The 17,561-nt window shown below is 55.7% G+C and carries 11 protein-coding genes; 6 read left to right on the forward strand and 5 right to left on the reverse strand.

Translation table 11 applies throughout. The features are described 5' to 3' along the window. The first annotated feature begins 208 nt into the window (after nt 1–208). Both JUJ53_RS25515 and JUJ53_RS14520 read left to right on the forward strand, forming a co-directional pair. Nucleotides 209–3,130 (forward strand): tetratricopeptide repeat protein, encoded by a 2,922-nt coding sequence (locus tag JUJ53_RS25515; protein ID WP_204152742.1) that lies wholly within the window; start codon nt 209–211, stop codon nt 3,128–3,130. A gap of 191 nt (nt 3,131–3,321) precedes the next feature. Then, nucleotides 3,322–3,918, forward strand: a complete 597-nt coding sequence (locus tag JUJ53_RS14520; protein ID WP_204152743.1) for a pentapeptide repeat-containing protein — start codon at nt 3,322–3,324, stop codon at nt 3,916–3,918. 255 nt (nt 3,919–4,173) lie between these two features. Here JUJ53_RS14520 and JUJ53_RS14525 read toward each other — a convergent pair whose 3' ends face one another. Together JUJ53_RS14525 and JUJ53_RS14530 are read right to left on the reverse strand one after the other, a co-directional pair. Then, a complete protein-coding gene (locus JUJ53_RS14525; protein WP_204152744.1) occupies nt 4,174–4,497 on the reverse strand; it encodes an STAS domain-containing protein in 324 nt (107 codons plus the stop codon). 1,117 nt (nt 4,498–5,614) lie between these two features. Then, nucleotides 5,615–6,745 (reverse strand): metallophosphoesterase, encoded by a 1,131-nt coding sequence (locus JUJ53_RS14530; protein WP_204152745.1) that lies wholly within the window; start codon nt 6,743–6,745, stop codon nt 5,615–5,617. 256 nt (nt 6,746–7,001) lie between these two features. Here JUJ53_RS14530 and trmB point away from each other — a divergent pair, with 256 nt between their 5' ends. Both trmB and JUJ53_RS14540 read left to right on the forward strand, forming a co-directional pair. After that, a complete protein-coding gene (gene trmB / locus JUJ53_RS14535) occupies nt 7,002–7,640 on the forward strand; it encodes a tRNA (guanosine(46)-N7)-methyltransferase TrmB (protein ID WP_239125073.1) in 639 nt (212 codons plus the stop codon). A 698-nt stretch (nt 7,641–8,338) separates the two neighbouring features. Continuing rightward, nucleotides 8,339–11,380, forward strand: coding sequence for a hybrid sensor histidine kinase/response regulator (locus JUJ53_RS14540; RefSeq protein WP_204152746.1), 3,042 nt, complete (start codon nt 8,339–8,341; stop codon nt 11,378–11,380). A gap of 28 nt (nt 11,381–11,408) precedes the next feature. Here JUJ53_RS14540 and JUJ53_RS14545 read toward each other — a convergent pair whose 3' ends face one another. Then, a complete protein-coding gene (locus JUJ53_RS14545; RefSeq protein ID WP_204152747.1) occupies nt 11,409–13,220 on the reverse strand; it encodes a glycosyltransferase family 39 protein in 1,812 nt (603 codons plus the stop codon). A gap of 234 nt (nt 13,221–13,454) precedes the next feature. On the opposite strand from JUJ53_RS14545, the gene JUJ53_RS14550 reads away from it, so the two are divergent. Next, nucleotides 13,455–14,045: an Npun_F5749 family FMN-dependent PPOX-type flavoprotein gene (locus JUJ53_RS14550; protein WP_343327966.1), complete on the forward strand. Its 591-nt coding sequence runs from the start codon at nt 13,455–13,457 to the stop codon at nt 14,043–14,045. A 132-nt stretch (nt 14,046–14,177) separates the two neighbouring features. On the opposite strand, the gene cysE is transcribed toward JUJ53_RS14550, so the two are convergent. Next, the gene (gene cysE, locus JUJ53_RS14555) at nt 14,178–14,936 is read right to left on the reverse strand and encodes a serine O-acetyltransferase (protein ID WP_204152749.1); all 759 of its coding nucleotides are present in this window, start codon (nt 14,934–14,936) and stop codon (nt 14,178–14,180) included. Between the two features lie 411 nt (nt 14,937–15,347). Here cysE and JUJ53_RS14560 point away from each other — a divergent pair, with 411 nt between their 5' ends. Further along, nucleotides 15,348–16,193: a prephenate/arogenate dehydrogenase gene (locus JUJ53_RS14560; RefSeq protein WP_204152750.1), complete on the forward strand. Its 846-nt coding sequence runs from the start codon at nt 15,348–15,350 to the stop codon at nt 16,191–16,193. Nucleotides 16,194–16,196: 3 nt separating this feature from the next. On the opposite strand, the gene JUJ53_RS14565 is transcribed toward JUJ53_RS14560, so the two are convergent. Further along, nucleotides 16,197–17,339 (reverse strand): calcium/sodium antiporter, encoded by a 1,143-nt coding sequence (locus JUJ53_RS14565; RefSeq protein ID WP_204152751.1) that lies wholly within the window; start codon nt 17,337–17,339, stop codon nt 16,197–16,199. Nucleotides 17,340–17,561: the final 222 nt, after the last annotated feature.

The raw sequence follows: 17,561 nt of genomic DNA on the forward strand, positions 1-17,561 counted from the left end.
AACCGACGGCGCTCCGCATCCATCACCTATTCATCCCCTTGCATGACTCCGATCCGTCACCCTGTCCTTTTTGGATTCCAGGAGCAGCGATCGAGTCACCTCCATTAAGTCACCGATGCCCCTGCCATGTAAGCGGGCGACGGTAACCACGAATGGGCGATCGCGCTGAGCCGTTTGATGACTGCATGACTCATCTGCCCCAACTGCCGTGACAGAACTTCCCTCAGACTTGAATGCAGGCTCCAATCAACAGACCTACGATCGGCTAACGTTATCGTTGCAGCTCGGGTTGCGCCGTCAGCTTTTGATCGCCGTCTGTGATGATCCTAGAGAGCGCGATCGCTTCGTTGCCCAGCTTCAGCAGGATTTAGGGCGTTCCGCTCCATCCGCAGGCACCATTTATCCCTCGGTGGTCACCCTGGTTTTAGACCTAGGCGACCCCAACCCCATTGCCCAGATTGCCCAGTGGCTCAACCAATATCCACCGCCGATTGTGGGTGGACAACGAGCCACCATGCCGATCTTTCAAATTGTGGGGATTGAGCAACTGACGCGCCAATCCTTGGTGGTGCAGCGGCTCTTTTTCAACTACTTACAAAATGTTGAACGCAACCTACCCCGCCTAGAGTCGGGCATTGTGTTTTGGATGCCTCGCCCTTGGGTGAATGGTCTACCGCAGTCGGCTCCAGAGTTTTGGCGTTGCCGCACGGCCGTTTTTGAGTTCATCGGCGATCCGATGCCCACCACCCAGGTTGAGGAGCCTGTGGTGAGCGCCGCAGCGATGCCGAAACCAACGGAGTTGCCGTTTGAGATCGACGAGCTGCTAGACGACGAAGCATTGCCCGATCCAACGGATTTCCTAGAAGATGGGCTGGACGTTCCCGCAGACTTACTCGCCGAGTTGACGGCTGATTTAGAGGCGATCGCTCCCCTAGACACTCCCCAAAATACGTCCCAAGACATAGCGCAGGATATCCTCGACAATCGCCACGACGTCACCCTAGACAATTCCCAAGACATCCCCCACGAGGAGTCCTACGAGGATCCCTACGAAGATTCCCAGGAACCTCTCCAAGAGAATGCTCCGCCAGCCATCGTTCAAGAGATTGCCCAAGAGAGCCCTCAAGACAGTCAACAGGAGGAGCCCCTAGTAGACGACCAGCCCATGGCCACCCCAGCCATGACGCCCCCAGTCTTACCACCACCGCCCACCGGAGGTATTCCACTGCCTCTGTCTCAGGAAGAGCTGTGGACTATTCTGCACCATGACCTCAGCCAGCAGATGGACATGTCTGCCCCTATCGTTGAGGAACGTCGTGAGGATAGCAGCGATGAGCCTGAGTCGCAAGGTTCTGCAGAGCCCCGTGAACCTTCCCCAGCAGAAGGCGATCGCCCTCTCGATATGGGCTGGACAGAAGCTCCAGCCATGCCCGATCCTGATCAGCCTGACTACTCTGGTCATGCAGAGGACGAGAATGGGCGATCGCCCCGCCTGCACCGAGATACCCTCGATCGCTCCAAGCTAGACCTTGATGATCGGGGGAGCGATCGGGTGGGCGATCGGGTAGAGGAAAAGCAGGCTGTGGTCGCTCAGACCATGCCCCGCAAAACGTTGACCCCCTATCGACCCGTCAGCAGACCCGCGGCCCGCCAACCGGTGACCGTGCTGCAAGCTGTGCGCAAAACCCTCCGCCAGTCCCAAGCCACCCACGACAGCTATAAGTCGCCCAGCCAGCGAGAGGATGCCGCCGTTTCCGTCGTGGATCGAGTGGCGAATCGGGTAGCGAGCCAGGTGGCAGACCAGGTGACCGACGCTGTTGAGGAATCCGCCGCCGCAGAAGCCCCCGCCGTGGCAGTTGGGATGCCCCTGCCGGTGCAGGATCTGGATCCCTCCACGCTGCATGAACAAATCGAGCGCCTGCATAAGCAACATGCTCCGCCAGCTCTGCTGGCCAATGCCTATCGCACCTTGGGCAATGTGTATCGCGATCGCATTGAGCAGGGACTCGCCTCAGCCGAGGATCTAAAAGCAGCGATTCAAGCCTATGAGCAAGTTCTCGTCTGGCTGCATGAAACTTCTCCCCTCTGGGCCGATGTGCTCAACGATTTGGGCAATCTCTACTGGATGCTGTCGCGCCAGTCTGCCCGTCTCGATGAGGTGTTGTCTAATTTACAGCAGGGTATTCAGGCCTATCAGCTCGCTCTCAACAAAATCAACATCCAAACCCAGGTAGCCAGCTACACCATGGTGCAGAGCAACCTGGGGGCAGCCTACGGCGATCTAGCTCGGTATCAAGATACGGCGGATAACCTCCAGCGCTCCATCCAGGCCTATCAACAAGCCCTGCGCTATCGCAAACCGGATGATGAACCCCAACGCTACGCCCTCACCCAAAATAATCTCGGCACCACCTACTGGAATCTGGCGCAGCATCAGCAACCTAAGATTTACCTCAAGCAAGCGATCGCTGCCTATTCAGAAGCCCTGCGCTACTACAGCCCCGAGTCTGAGCCGATGAATCACGCCATGATTCAAAACAACCTGGGTACCGCCTACTGGAACCTGGCGCAGCATGAGCGTCCGAGGGAATGGTTGATGTTGTCCCTGGCGGCCTATCGCACCGCCCTGCGCTACCGCACCCGCCAAACGGCTCCAGTTGCCTACGCGGCCACCCAGAACAATCTCGGCACCGCCTACTGGCACTTGGCCAACCATGCCAAAGACTCCCCCGATGCCCGCCTTGATTACCTACAGCAAGCGATCGCTGCCTACAAATCCGCCGTGGCGATCGTCCAGCATCTCAAAGAAGCCGGCCCCGACCATCCTCCCCTCAACTTTGATATCTTTGCCACCCATAACAATCTAGGGCTAGCCCATTACCAACTGGGCAGCGATCGCCAGATTCAACTGGATACAGATCAGCGGCAAACGCACATGGAATCAGCCCTGGAGTATCACCTAGAAGCGCTAGCAGGCTGGGAACATCGCCCTGACCTACGAGAAGCCACCCTCAAATGTGTCTTGCAGGCCATCCGCACCGCCTACACCCAAGGCGGCATCAGCGGGCAAAATCTGGCCCTCTCAAAAGTGCCAGGTCACCTTTTGCCGGAACTCCTGCCCCAGCTTTAACCAACACCCTAGCAACACCCTTCAGAGGTAGGGCAAGGGCGACGTCTGAGCGGCAACCTGCTGAAACTGCCCGGATCATCCTACAGCAGCGCGAACAGATAACTATACTTGCATTACTGGATCCGCCGGACAGAGGATCCAGGGCCGCGTTGAAGAACCGGTCGGTTCCATGCTCCTTCTCCTGAAAACCCATGAAGCGATCACTTTTTGCACTGCTGTTACTCACGGTTCCCTTCGTCACTGGACAAGCGGCGATCGCCTTCGAGCCCGATCACCTGACTCGACTCCAGCGGGCCAATAACTGCGTCAACTGTGACCTAGTCGCCGCCTACCTCAGCAGCGCCAACCTCAGAGAAGCCCACCTCCTGGGTTCCAACCTCTTCCGAGCCATGCTGCGCGGCGCAGACTTAGAGCAAGCCAACCTAGGGGCAACGAATCTAGAAGAAGCTGATCTACGCGGTGCCAATCTCCGCCAAGCCTTTTTAGACTATGCCTATCTCGGCAACGCCAATCTTGAAGGAGCCAGTTTAGATGGCGCTAGCTTAGAGCAAGCCTATTTGGGCGATACCCTACTGATGGAGGCAACGTTGGCAGGCGCAAATCTCCGCCGCGCCAATCTAGAGCGGGCAGTCTTACGTCGCGCCAACCTAGCAGGAGCAGACCTCAGCGGTGCTAACCTGCGTGGGGTTGATTTCACGGGAGCCAGCTTAGAGGGCGCTGACCTATCTAATACCGATCTTTGTGGAGCAACATTACCCGATAGCTCTGTCAATACCGATGACTGCTAAGCATCAAGCCCTTATGGGCATTGCATCAAGATATTAATCTCAGTCGGGCGATCGCCTCCAGATATCGCCTCCAGACATCGCCTCCAGATACACCTCCAGCTAGAAAATAAGTCCTCCCTATTCGACGGAGATCATCAAGCTCTTCACTCATCCTAATCTGGCTGAAGGAACAGATCGCAACGGCACACATCATCCACGGGTTTAGCGATCGCTAAACCCGTTTAGAGCATAACCACAGCCGATCGATGTCCCCCGCTAGGCGGCGGCTAGCCGTTGTTCGAACATTTTGCGATCGCTATAGATCGTAAACATCTGTTCTGTATCGGTTTCTTCTAGCAACATGCGGGCCTGCCCACCCAGAGAACATAGGGCGAAGGTACCCCCCATCGCTTGCACTCTCGTTAAGGCAACGACTAACGTACCTAAACCACTGCTATCCATGAACATAACATTGCGGAGATCAAGCAGGAGTTCGGTAGCGCCATCGTCTAGGCTCTGATTAATCCAGCAGAGAATATCCGTGGTGCTTGTAGCGCTCAAAATCCGAGTTGTGGGAACTAAAACGTGACGGGTAGACATCTTAAAACCTAGTATTTGTGACGGTGTAAACAATTCAGGAAAGTATTCAGGAACAAAGTCAGAACAAGATGAATCTATAGATAGACGAGTAAGATTCATCGACGTCATCAGCGATCGCCCCATCCAAAATCGCCCTCGCATCACGATGATGAGAGAGAATTGAGAATCACCAGCGATTTGCTTAGCAGCAGCTCCTCTAGACTGATCCTCTAGAGTTGAGAGCCAGCACAACGGTTACCCTAGCAGTCTCACCCCAGAAGCCACGAGCAGCGATCGCCCGCGATCTTGGAGAGACCGTAGAACAACGGAGATATTGGTAGATCACATGTCTAATCTATGACCTGATATCTCTCCATGCTGGGATACCCATGACTATACAGACCTCCCCATCAGCAGGACAGCGATAGACTACGGATATTTTTTATCCAGCAAAGAGATCAGCTCCGCAAAAGCTCTGATTCAAGATCTTGGCGGCAGCTTTTTCGTTAATGGAACCTTAAGGCAAAACGGCTGGGATCGGCTGAATGAAGCGGTAGAATGCATAGAAATTCAGTGCGTTGGTTATCCAACAGGAGGCACGGTCAAACCCTGAGAGGAATCTCGTCGCTGATATCTGGGGGCAAGCAGGCTAGAACATGTCGGCGGACGTCAATGAAGCTCATGACTGATTGGTAGATACCCTATGCGGACGCGATCGCTGATGTCACCCAACGTATGTTTTTACTTATGACGTGATCCGGATATCTGAACGATAACTACCGACCGAAAAACGATGTGCTCCAGAACGATATGAAGAGCCTTAGTGATTGCAACTCGCCTGTAGATAGCACATGGGGGCATCCGGTTTGTATCACATCATAGATTTTACTGAAGCTATGCAGTTGGCAGTCGTGAACTATACCCATGGCTCAAATTATACACAACTCCATAAGAGGAATGCAGTGAGATATGCTGAGACAACATAAAACTCTGGTAAAGATTTAACGGAGATTCTACGGAAATTTTCCTGCCAGTTGCGCCATAAATCGAAGCAGAGACCTATCCAGAACCATTCAGAGTCCTCACGGATCCATCTAGAGTCCATCTAGCGATTCATCAAAACAGGTCGCCCCTAAGGCTAACGACCCGCCGAGACTAAACGCTCTTGCAGCAGCAGCGTCGTATGGTTATCGATAGGGGCGTAGTTGCCATGGGCATCCAACGCACTAAACTGCTCAAAATGCTGGCGCAGGGGCTCGTCCAACATCGAGAGTTGGATGTGGGCATCCCCTTGGGCAATATCTGCCCAGAAATAACGCAGGTGGGGAGCGAGGGCTTGGGCTTGGTTGACCGGCAGATTCAGGGGCGGATGGGTGAGCAGCTTCATCATGAACGAAAAGGAGCGATCGCCCATCCATTCCCGCGACATCTGCTGCAGATGGGGATAGCCAGGAACGGCTGGCACCTTATGCGACTGGATATGGAGCCTGTAGCCCTGTGCTTCCTGCTGCAGTTCCAGAATGCGATAGGGGTGGGGATAGCTAACCAAGGAGCCGGTGGTGATGTCGTACAAACCATCCTGCTGAGCAATATCCTGCACATGCAGATGCCCGGTGAACACCAGTTGCACCCCTGCTGCCCGCAAGATCTGCTGGAGGCGGGGAGCATGATCCAGCATGTAGCGTTGTCCCAACACATGGTGGCGCTGGCCGGGTAAATGCTCCACCACATTGTGATGAATCATCACCATCACCAGCTCATCGTGGGTCTGGGCAAGGGTCGTCTCTAGCCAGTGGATTTGCTGATCATCAAGGGCTCCTAGCGATCGCTGCTGTCCATCGTCATCAAAGGCAATGGAATTGAGGCCGATTAACCGTAGCCCCGGCGCGAGGAGGTGACTGTAGTACAGCTTGTCGGTGTTTTGATAGCCAAACTGGCGGTAAATCTCAGGGAAATCACTGGCGGCAATGAAGCGATCGCCTCTATGGGTGGCAATCAGGTCGTGATTGCCGGGAATGACGTACACCGGATAGGGCAATTGGGCAAGGCGCTGGGCCAGCCAGGCATGGTTTTCCGGTTCCCCATGCTGGGTCAGATCTCCGGGCAGGAGCAAGAAGTCCAGATCGAGGCTGGAAAAATGGTCTAACACCACCTCTAGGGACGGAATGCTCACCTCAACGAGATGGAAGCGATTGGGATGATCCAGAATGGTGTGGGGCAACCCAATGTGTAAATCGCTGGCGATGGTAAATCGAACGGACAGGGGCATAGCTTCAATCCAGGAGCAACGTTAACCTTGAACCCGTCCCATGCTACCCATCTAGCCCGAGCCTTCGACATGTGTTCCTGCCTTGCTCAAAACAAGACACCCAAGCACCCATTAGACAGGTGAGACGGTTCTTTCTGAGCATATCGTTGAATGCCGAAGCCTGGCTATCCCTAGGGAAGCGATCGCTTTTTTGAGCCATCCTCCCAAGCAGAATGCTAGGATCAAAAGCCGGCGATATAGTCTTCGAAGCGAACCTATGCTCCCAGCCTCCATGAAAAAACGGGTGAGACAGCATGTCAATCCCCTGAGCGCAAAATATGGCACGCCTTTGCCACCGCCCAATTGGGCAGAGATCTTTGCCGACCCCACCCACCCGCTTCATCTCGACATTGGCTCGGCTAGGGGGCAGTTTGCGATCGCCATGGCCCAGCAGTGGCCCGACTGGAATTTTCTGGGGCTGGAAATTCGGGAACCCTTAGTCGAAGCCGCTCAGCGTCAGGCACAAGCTTTGACCAATGCCCATTTCTTGTTTGGCAATGCCAACAACTCCCTGCGCGGTATACTCACGGCGTTGCCGCCAGGGGTGCTGCGCAGTGCCTCGATTCAGTTTCCTGATCCATGGTTCAAAAAGCGCCATCAAAAGCGCCGAGTTGTGCAGCCCGAGTTGGTGCATGTGCTAGCAGAGGTCTTGCCCGCTGGCGGCCAGGTGTTTCTCCAATCTGACATCGAAAGCGTCGCTGTGGCCATGGGCGATCGCTTTTCTGAGCATGGAGGGTTTGTTCGTTCTAGTCCAGACTGGCTGGACGCGAGTCCATTCCCAGTCCAAACGGAGCGGGAAGCCGTTACCTTATCTCAAGGAAAACCGGTTTATCGCGCCTTGTATGTCCGCACCTAGGTACAGGAGGGAGGTTGAGCGCAAAAAACGTTGGGCAAGGGATTGGGTATCGATCTGATGGATTGATCGATCCATCAGATCGTCTTGCCCAGAACCTACAACCATCGGACTTCCCCCCGCTTCGAGACGCTAATCGTCCATACCAAACGTCCAAGCCATGGCGTTTCTGGCTCTCAAATCTAGCATTCATCTATCTCAAACGCCCTACCCATACGTCTTTTGACCTCCAACATCCCCTGCCCCATTAGACAAAGAGCAGCCTGCCGGGGGAAATATAAAGTTATAGCTGCAATTTCGAGAAAGAGTGTTGCGTTTCAGAATGAATAAGACACAATTAAAAAAGTCGGGTCATGGCTAGCTTGTGCCATGACGTCTAAGCTCGTCCTTTGCAATGCTATTTTTTTGTCTCAGCACAAGCAACCGTCAAGTGTGTTAAGACAGATTGAGTCAAAAGGTTGGATGAGATTCTAAAACGATTCTTCTGTCTAGCGGGCTATTGTGCCTATCGCGTTAGTCTATAAAGTAGAGGGCAACCCACACTGTCTCATAAGCAGGTGTGGCTACGGTCGTCTGCTTCATAGGTTCTACATCTACTGCCATAGTCTTACGGGTAGGAGTTTTGCTGGGAATATCGCACTATCTATTACCCACGTAGCTCTCCGCTCAGTTCTTAACTCGGAGTGCTCGGTTTTATCCCTATGCCAACCGCCACTGTTCTCAACTTTTTAATATCAGCACCTACCATTCTCGCCACGGAGCCCCTCTCCACCGTGGCGACTTGGCTGGCTGACCATCCCTGTGAGCAGGTGGTGGTGCTCAACGAGCACCAGCGGCCCATAGGGTGGGTGCGATCGCTAGAGGTGCTGACCGTAGCTTGGCGGCGCAATGCATCCCCTTCATCAAACCATACAGAAGACTATGGCATTCCACCGGATCTGATGCGATCGCTGCCCTTAGTAACCAATAGCGAGTTAGCGCTAGAGCTGGGACGACAGGGCATGGCCGCGCCCCTGCCAGACATCATTGCCATTGTCGATCCTGAGGGATGCTATTTGGGGTTACTCAACCAAACAGAATTTTGGCGGTTTATCGCTCTTCAGCCATCGGCTAGCACCAAGCCCCCCGAGTCACCAGCCTGGCCTATTCCAATTGACCCGTCCCCCACCGCCCTGCTCGTGCAGGTTCTGGATCACCTACCGCTGCCCCTCATGCTGCAGACCAGCAGCGGCACAGTCATCGCCCAAAATCAAATTTGGCAGCGGCAGATTGGCGAAGTGCCCCATCTGCGCAGCAATCTACAAACGGTGAAACAGGCCGCCACCGATCCATCGATCCTCGCCCACCCCTGGGAAAGCGAACAGTTTTCCAGCCTCCGACAACCCTCCCTATCCCTCGCCTCCATCGCCCAGGGATACCAAGTCACCAAGGGCGGCGACGTCTTGAGCGCCAATCAATGCCGCATTGATGCAGATACGAATACCTGCATTTGCGTTTGTCCGACCTCCGATGGCAGCAATCGGCTCTGGCAGTTCACCACCGTCTCCCTAGGGGACGTGCGATCGCCAGACTACGATGCCGCCTATGATTCCCTATGGCTCGTCTTAGCCCAGGACTACACCGAACAGCAGCGGGTTGGGCAAGAGTTGGCGGCCAAAAATGCCGACCTCATTCAGCTCAATCGTCTCAAGGATGAGTTTTTGGCCTGCATCAGTCACGAGCTAAAAACGCCGCTCACATCCATTTTGGGACTATCAAGCTTGCTGAAAGATCAGGCGATTGGAGCCATGAGCGATCGCCAAGCCCGCTATGCACAATTGATCTACCAAAGCAGTCGGCATTTGATGCTGATTGTCAACGATATTCTCGATCTGACGCGCATTGAAACCGGGCAAATGGAGCTGATCCTAGAGCCCGTCAACCTAGAGGTCGTTTGCCACCGCGCCTACGAACAGGTGACTCAGGGCCATGGCGGCCCGTCCAATCCCCTACACCAAGAGGGGGAGGATGATCCAACAGCATCGTGCCCCTCTATTCAGGTGACGATCCGCACAGACCAAGCTTGCCTCTTAGCCGATGAACTGCGCCTGCGCCAAATGCTGGCCAACCTACTGTCAAATGCCATGAAATTCACCACGGCATCTGGGGCAGTGGGGCTGGAGGTGGAAGACTGGGGGCATTGGCTAGCCTTCACCGTGTGGGACACGGGCATGGGAATTCCCGCCGATAAACAACACCTAATTTTCCAGAAATTCCAACAGCTTGAACAGCCCCTAACACGCAGTTTTGAAGGAACAGGACTCGGGTTAGTGATCACCCAGCGGCTAGCTCGTCTGCACGGGGGTGAGGTGACGTTCACATCCAAAGAGGGGGAGGGAAGCCGGTTTACCATTCTTCTGCCCGTGGTGCCGCCCCAGGCCAAGCAAACCCTTGACCCGGCAGAAGCAGCGGTGATCCTGCCCCATAAGCGATCGTCTAATAATCGGCTGATGCTGGTGATGGAGTCTGTCCCCCAGTTGCTCGACGACGTGACCTATCACCTAGGCAAACTGGGCTACCAGGTGGCGATCGCTCGCTCCGGAACCGAGGCCCTAGAAAAAACTCGGCAGCTTCAGCCAGCTATGGTATTCCTCGATCCCGTCCTACCGCAGCTTTCGGGATGGGATGTACTGACGCTGCTCAAGTCTGATGACGACACCAGCCATATTCCCATCATTGCCATGACCACCCAGGCCGAAAGCCAGCGGGCGGAGTCTGCCGGAGTAGATGGTGTGCTCAGCTTACCCATCGATGGGGAGGCCCTAGAGCAGTTGATGGATCAACAGCTTGCGATCGCGACGCCTACCGAACAGTACCCGAGCCTAACGGTGTTACACCTTGGCCAACCCAGCCCATGGACTGAGATCGCCTTGGCAGATCCCGACTGGGTGCCGTCGCCTGACGGCAGCGATCGCTCTCCAGTTTTAGACCTCAATCATTTGCTGCATCCCTACCATTGCCGGGTTTTAGAAGTTGACGATATCGATCAGGCTGATGTGCTATCGCGGGTGTGGCGGCCGGATGTGGTACTCCTCAGCGATCGCGCAGCGGATCCCGTCGCTTATTTCCAGCAAATTCAGGACTGCTCCTACCTAAGCACCCTGCCGATGATTACCCTCACGGCGGAACTCACCCAGGCAGCCAATCAATACCCTGAACTCACGGTGTTCCCCTGTCTCGACCCTGCGGCCCCGGTTTCACCCATGAGTCGAGATGCTGGCATTCCAACCCTGCTGGAGGTGATTCGGGTGGCCACCGGCACCTATTGGACACCCCATGTTTTGGTGGTCGATGTCACCACAACAGGAGAGACGCCCCTGCTGCAGCCACCGCTCCAATATCTACAGCAGTCAGGTCTAGCCAGTGTTATTGCCCAATCTCCCACGGAGATGGCTCAAGCGCTTCAGCAAAAGTCTGGGGATTTGCTGCTGCTCTGCACCGATACCCTGGCCTTTAACCCAGCCTTGGTGCAGGTGATTCAAATCTTAGAGCAGGCTCCTATTCGACCACCGGTTTTAGTGTGGCAGCAGGCAGGACGGCAAGGACAGCGATCGGCTAGTCCAGAGTTTTGGTCAGAAACCCAAACTCTGCGCCAGCGGTTAGATGCGATCGCTGCCCAAATGCTACCCCTGGATATTTTGGTCGAAGACGTCATTTTGCGGATTCAAAGCACCTTAGGGCAACAATATTCCCAATCCCAGTGAGCGCTTCCAGGTAGCATTCCAAAGAGAACTACTCCTCCGGCGGTGGCGGCAAATCATCGGGCAGGGGCAAGGTGACGCGAAAGAGCTGGAACGCATCGGTTTCCTCTAGTTTTTCGGCTTGATCTAGGGGGAGGCCTGTGCGCCGCAGCCGCCCTGGATAGCCCAGCAGCAGAAGGGAGTCCGGTGCATCCGGGCGATCGCCCAAGCGCTGCAGACGCTGGATCACCAAACTGGGAGCGCTCAAATATAAAATCGGCTGCTGGGTATAAAACACCAGGCTGGGCTTACTAAACCCCACCATGGCAATGGGTTCATTGGGCCGCTGCTGAGCAACCGCCACCTGAGCAAGATGGCGCAGGGGAGCTTGGCGTAGTTCATCGACGATGAACCCCATGGGCATCACCGTCACCATCAAAAAGGCCGCAAAACCGACGATATGCACAGACCAAAACCAGCGCCCCTGCCCCTTGAGCCACAAGGTGACCATGGCGATCGCCATCAGCAGCCATACGACCGTGCCAGCCTGGAGCAGCGATGTTTGCTGAATCACCTCCGGCAACGTGGGCATCGCCGGATCATCGCCCATCACCGCAGGGCTATAGAGCAAGGCAATCCCCAAGGCCACAGACAGCACCACGGTTACACCATGACTGAGGCGAATCGCCCAGCCCTGAGATGGCGATCGCAGCAGTTGATCACTCCAAAATAAACCCACCAGTATCGCGGCCGCCGGCATCAAGGGCAGCACATAGCTGGGTAGCTTGGTGACCGCCACGGTGAAGAATCCAAAAATCACCCCAAACCAAGCCAGGGCAAACAAACTCAGTTGCCCAGATCGGGGTTGATCTACCCAGAGCGATCGCCGCCAAACCTGCAAACGAGCGATCGCCACCGGCAGATAGATCGAGCCGGGAAAGAAGCCCGCTAGGACAACGATGAAGTAAAAATACCAAGGCGCACCGTGGTTGTTGACTACTTGGGTGAAGCGCTCAAAGTTGTGGTAGCCAAAAAAGCTATCGGTGTAGGCAGCCCCGTTTTCTAAAATAACCAGCACATACCAGGGCAGCGTCAGGATCACAAACCAGAGAATCCCCAACACCAGATGCATTTCCTTCCACAGCACCGTCCAGAGGTTGCCGGTGTATGCCAAAAAGCAAATAATAGTCAAGCCGGGAATCACCAAACCCACCGGCCCCTTCGCAAGTACGGCTAAGGCCGTGAGGGTATAAAACGCAAAATACCATCCCTGCTGCACTCGGGGGCGATCGCGTTCTGTATAGCCGCAGAAAAATGACAGGAGGGCTGTTCCCATACAGCCGCTCAGCAACATATCCGACACGCCCGTGCGGGCCCAGATTAACGTATGGGCATTCAGCGCCATCAGAGCAGCACCAATCCAAGCGGCTGCCCATCGCTGGCCTGAACTAGATTGGGGATCATTCGCCTGGGCGGGGGATGGAAACCCAAAACGGCGCAGTACGTAGAATCCCATCACCGTCAGCGCAGTGGCGGAGAGGGCCGACGGCAGACGCACCGACCATTCATTGACCCCAAGGGTTTGATAGGCGATCGCCATCAGCCAGTAGATGAGGGGAGGCTTATCAAACCGAGTATCCCCGTTAAAATAGGGCGTGATCCAATCTCCCGTGACGGTCATCTGGCGGGCGGCTTCAGCAAACAGAGGCTCGGTTTCGTCAATGAGACCCACGCTGCCCAGATGCAAAAAAAAGGCTCCACCGCAGAGCAGCGCCAACCCAAGGGCGGATAGTCCCCAACGGAGAGCAGGATGCTTGTCCCACGATTGAAGCAACAGGGAGAGAGGAGTAGAACGGGAATCCATGACAGGCTGTATCCATCAAGTCTGACCTTGATCATAAGCTGTCTTGAGGGAGGTCAGGGGTTTGGGATCAGATTTCTGGGATCGGTGGTAGGCTCGGTCTGGATGGCGACTCAAACGCTGCGGCAGGGAATGGAGTTCCAGCCCCCTAGGAGCGATATAGATGGCTGTCCCCGCGCTACCTCTGCCAGCAACGGGTACGCTCAAGGTTCAGGACAGTCTAGAAAGGAGACATGGATCATGCTTGCTCCCTGGCGATCGCCCTTGGCTCGGGCTCTGCATCGCAATCGTTCCCTAGCCTATGCTCGCTATCTACAGTTGGCGACCGTGCGGCCAAATGGCCAACCGGCAAATCGCACAGTGGTGTTTCGCGGATTTTTGGATGACAGCAATCAGCTACGGATGGCGACCGATGTCCGTAGCCAAAAAATTGACCAGATTCAGCATCAGGCCTACGGTGAACTCTGCTGGTACTTTCCCAAAACCCGCGAGCAGTTTCGCCTAGCAGGATCCTTAACCATGGTCACCCATGCTGAACCAGAGCCGATGCTCCAAACCGCGCGGCGATCGCTCTGGCACGCTCTCTCCCCAGACGCCCGCAGCCAGTTTGCCTGGCCCGATCCCGGTGCGCCACGGACAAAGGAGGGTTCAGACCTAAGCTCAGAAGCGATCGCTGACCTAGACCTAGATCAGCCGCTGGATACCTTCTGTCTGCTGCTGCTAGATCCGGATAGCGTTGATCATCTAGACCTGCGGGGAGAACCGCAACATCGCTGCCTGTATGAGCGCCAAGGAGCAACTTGGACTAGCCAGTCCGTAAATCCTTAGGCATTCAAGCATGTGATGTTGTCCCAATACTGAACTACGGTACAGTGCGGGCTGGACTGGATCACTCCAGCGACGCTCTCTTTTGTTCAGTCTTGCCTAGGCCGATCCCGTCCAGAGGCGAGTTGATCTGTCCTAAATTCCTGTGCCGTTAAGAAACTCTTCGATGGCCCGATCATTCAAGCGGCAGGAGTCAGAATCTTGGTCAGCTCCGTGATCCGATGGCGCACCCATAGACACCAACACCCGCTGGGGAGGAGCCGTTTGCTGCCATTGTTCCACTTGCTTTTCTAGGGCCTCAATGCGATCGAGGAGGGCTCGAATCACCTGGGCTTCCGAGTCGGGCAGGCGGCCGTGCTCCAACGGTTCTACCCGCTCACCGGAGCGATAGACGATCCGTCCGGGAACACCCACCACCGTGCAGTCGGATGGCACGTCCCGAAGCACGACGGAACCAGCCCCAATCCGCACATTGTCGCCAATTTCTAGATTGCCCAACACCTTAGCGCCAGCACCCACCACCACGTTATTGCCTAGGGTTGGGTGGCGTTTACCGCTTTCCTTGCCGGTTCCGCCCAAGGTCACCCCTTGGTAAATCAGCACATAGTCGCCGATGATGGCCGTTTCGCCAATCACGACGCCCATGCCATGGTCAATGAACACACCGTGACCAATGACCGCGCCGGGGTGAATTTCAACGCCGGTGATGAAGCGCGCCAGATGGGAAATGACGCGGGGAATCAGAGGGAGCCGCCAGCAATGGAGTTGATGAGCAATGCGATGGAGTACTAAGGCTTGTAGCCCGGGGTAGCACAGAATGACTTCAAGCCAGTTGCGGGCTGCCGGGTCGCGGTCAAAAATGATGCGGAAGTCGGCCGTTAGGGTAGACAGCACGAGTCTCTAACCTCGGTGTGCAATAGTTGGACAACGTTCGAAAGGTGGAACGGACGCCGCAGTTTAGCAAACAGGCTCAGCGCCGTAGGTTACTTCTCTAGAATCCTACAATGCACGGCTGCCCTATCCCTACCCCTAAATATCTTAACGTTCTGCGTCAACGAATTCCCACGAAGCCCTTACTTCAAATGTTGGGAGGCGGCACAAAGGCTGGCTGAATCAGCGATCGCCCCCTGCTACTCCCCATCCTCGACGATCGATGCCCCCTCGATAACATGGTTGCCCAGAAACATGGTTGCCCAGAAACATGGTTGCACAGAGGGTGAGAGGCCTTGAACCCCATAGTTCAGTAGGATGAATCTTGCATGGCATGATGTTGAACGATAATGGGCTAGCCGTGGAGCAACAACGATGAAAATTGGCATTGTGGGACTGGGTCTGATTGGCGGATCGCTGGCCATCGATTGGCGATCGCTGGGCCATACCATCTTGGGGGTCAGCCGTCGCCCTAGCACCTGTGAAGCGGCGATCGCTCGCGGCATCGTAGACCAGGCAAGCTGCGACCTAGCTCTGATGGCAGAGGCGGAGGTGGTGGTGCTCTGCACGCCCCTTGGAGCCTTTTTACCCGCAGTGGATCAGCTCTTGCCCCATTTGTCGCCAGAGACGATTGTCACCGATGTGGGTTCGGTGAAGGGCTGGGTAGTGGAGGCGATCGCCCCGCGCTGGGAGAATTTTGTGGGCGGGCATCCCATGGCGGGCACGGCGGAGAGCGGTCTCGATGCTGCCTTGACGGGGCTCTTCCAAAACTGCATCTACGCGATCACGCCCACAGCCCAAACTCCGAACCGGGCCGTGGAGGTGGTCACCCAGCTCGCGCGATCGCTGCAGGCCCAGGTTTACCAGTGCGATCCCCAGGATCACGACCGGGCTGTGGCTTGGATTTCCCACCTGCCGGTGATGGTCAGTGCTAGTTTGATTGCTAGCTGCATGGACGAAGAGAGCGCCACAGTGCGATCGCTTGCCCAAACCCTAGCTAGCTCTGGCTTTCGAGATACGAGTCGGGTGGGCGGCGGCAATCCGGAGCTGGGGGTGATGATGGCCCGGTATAACCAGGCCGCCGTGGTGCGATCGCTGCAGGGCTATCGTCAGCAGTTGGATGCCATCCTCCAAACCATCGAAACCTCCGACTGGGACAGCCTAGAGACATTGCTCGGGCAAACCCAGAGCGATCGCCCCGCCTTTGTCGATCCGGTCTAGCCCCTAGTCCAGATCATCCAGTTCCTTGCGCCGCTGACGCCGTTGGGCCAGCTTAGATGCCCGCAGCATCCGCATAATCCAATCCATCAACGCCACCAGCGTCAGCAGCGCCACTAGGGCCAGCACCAGCGTGCTAAACAGTTCAATGCTGTCATGCTGAGTGGCGTTGAAAACCAGGTAGCTCGTGTAGGCCAGGTAGTAGCCCAAAAAGAGCAGCCCTTCCCAACGATCGACAATGCCCCCGGTGAAGAAAATGGGTAAACAGGCGATCGCCACCGCCACCATCACGGGAATATCAAACCGCAGGGCCGGCAGGGCAATGGGCAAGCCCTCGGGAGCAATCATGCTGCATACGCCCATGACGAACAGGATATTGAAAATATTGCTGCCGATCACATTACCGATAGCAATGTCCTTTTCTCCCTTGATGCTGGCCATCACCGACGTGGCCAACTCCGGCAGCGAGGTGCCCACCGCCACAATCGTCAGGCCAATAATCAGCTCACTGAAGCCCAAGGAACGGGCGATCGTCGAGGCACTGTAAACCAGAGCGCGCGACCCCAACACCAACATGGCAAAGCTGACAACGATCCAGCCTAGACGAATCGCAATCTGACCTTTGCGCGGACGCTCCAGGGCGATCGCTGGAGGGGCATCCAGATCCAGCGCCGCGATTCGGGCATCTTCCGACTCCTCGCGACGGCTTTGGTAGATGATAAAGCCGGTATAGAGAAGCGCGCCTAGGAACAGGATCGCCCCTTCTAAGCGGCCAATACTGCCATTCCAGGCCATGGCCATGGTTGTGATGGAGATACCAATCAGCAGCGGCACCTCCAAGCGAATAATTTTTCTCGACACCACCAAGGGCGTCACCACCGACGAGACGCCTAAAATCAACAGCACATTGGCAATGTTGCTGCCGACCAGGTTGCCCACGGCTAAATCTCCCTGGCCGCTATAGCTCGACTGCACCGACACCACCAATTCTGGGGCGCTAGTGCCATAGGCCACAATCGTCAACCCAATCACCAAGGGAGAGATGCCAAACGCCAAAGCTAGGAAAGATGCATGATTGACTAGCATCTCCGCCCCAGCAATCAGCAGCGCACATCCCACAATAAAAAGCAGAATAACCGTACTATCCATAAACGAGCCTAGGGAGTTGGCAGCAAACAAACAGAAAACTCAGGGAATGAAAACGTTTCTAGAATGAACCTCAAGGGCGATCGCCTCTATCACGGCACCAGGAAAGCGATCGCCTCGATGCACCTACGACCAACCTTTCCAGGCGAAGCCCAGGGACAGCGGTTCGTGTCAAGCCATGGGTCTCATGGTGACCGGATCGATCGTTCTAGCTGAGGAGATAGG

The sequence above is a fragment of the Leptolyngbya sp. CCY15150 genome, assembly GCF_016888135.1.
Lineage (GTDB): Bacteria > Cyanobacteriota > Cyanobacteriia > RECH01 > RECH01 > RECH01.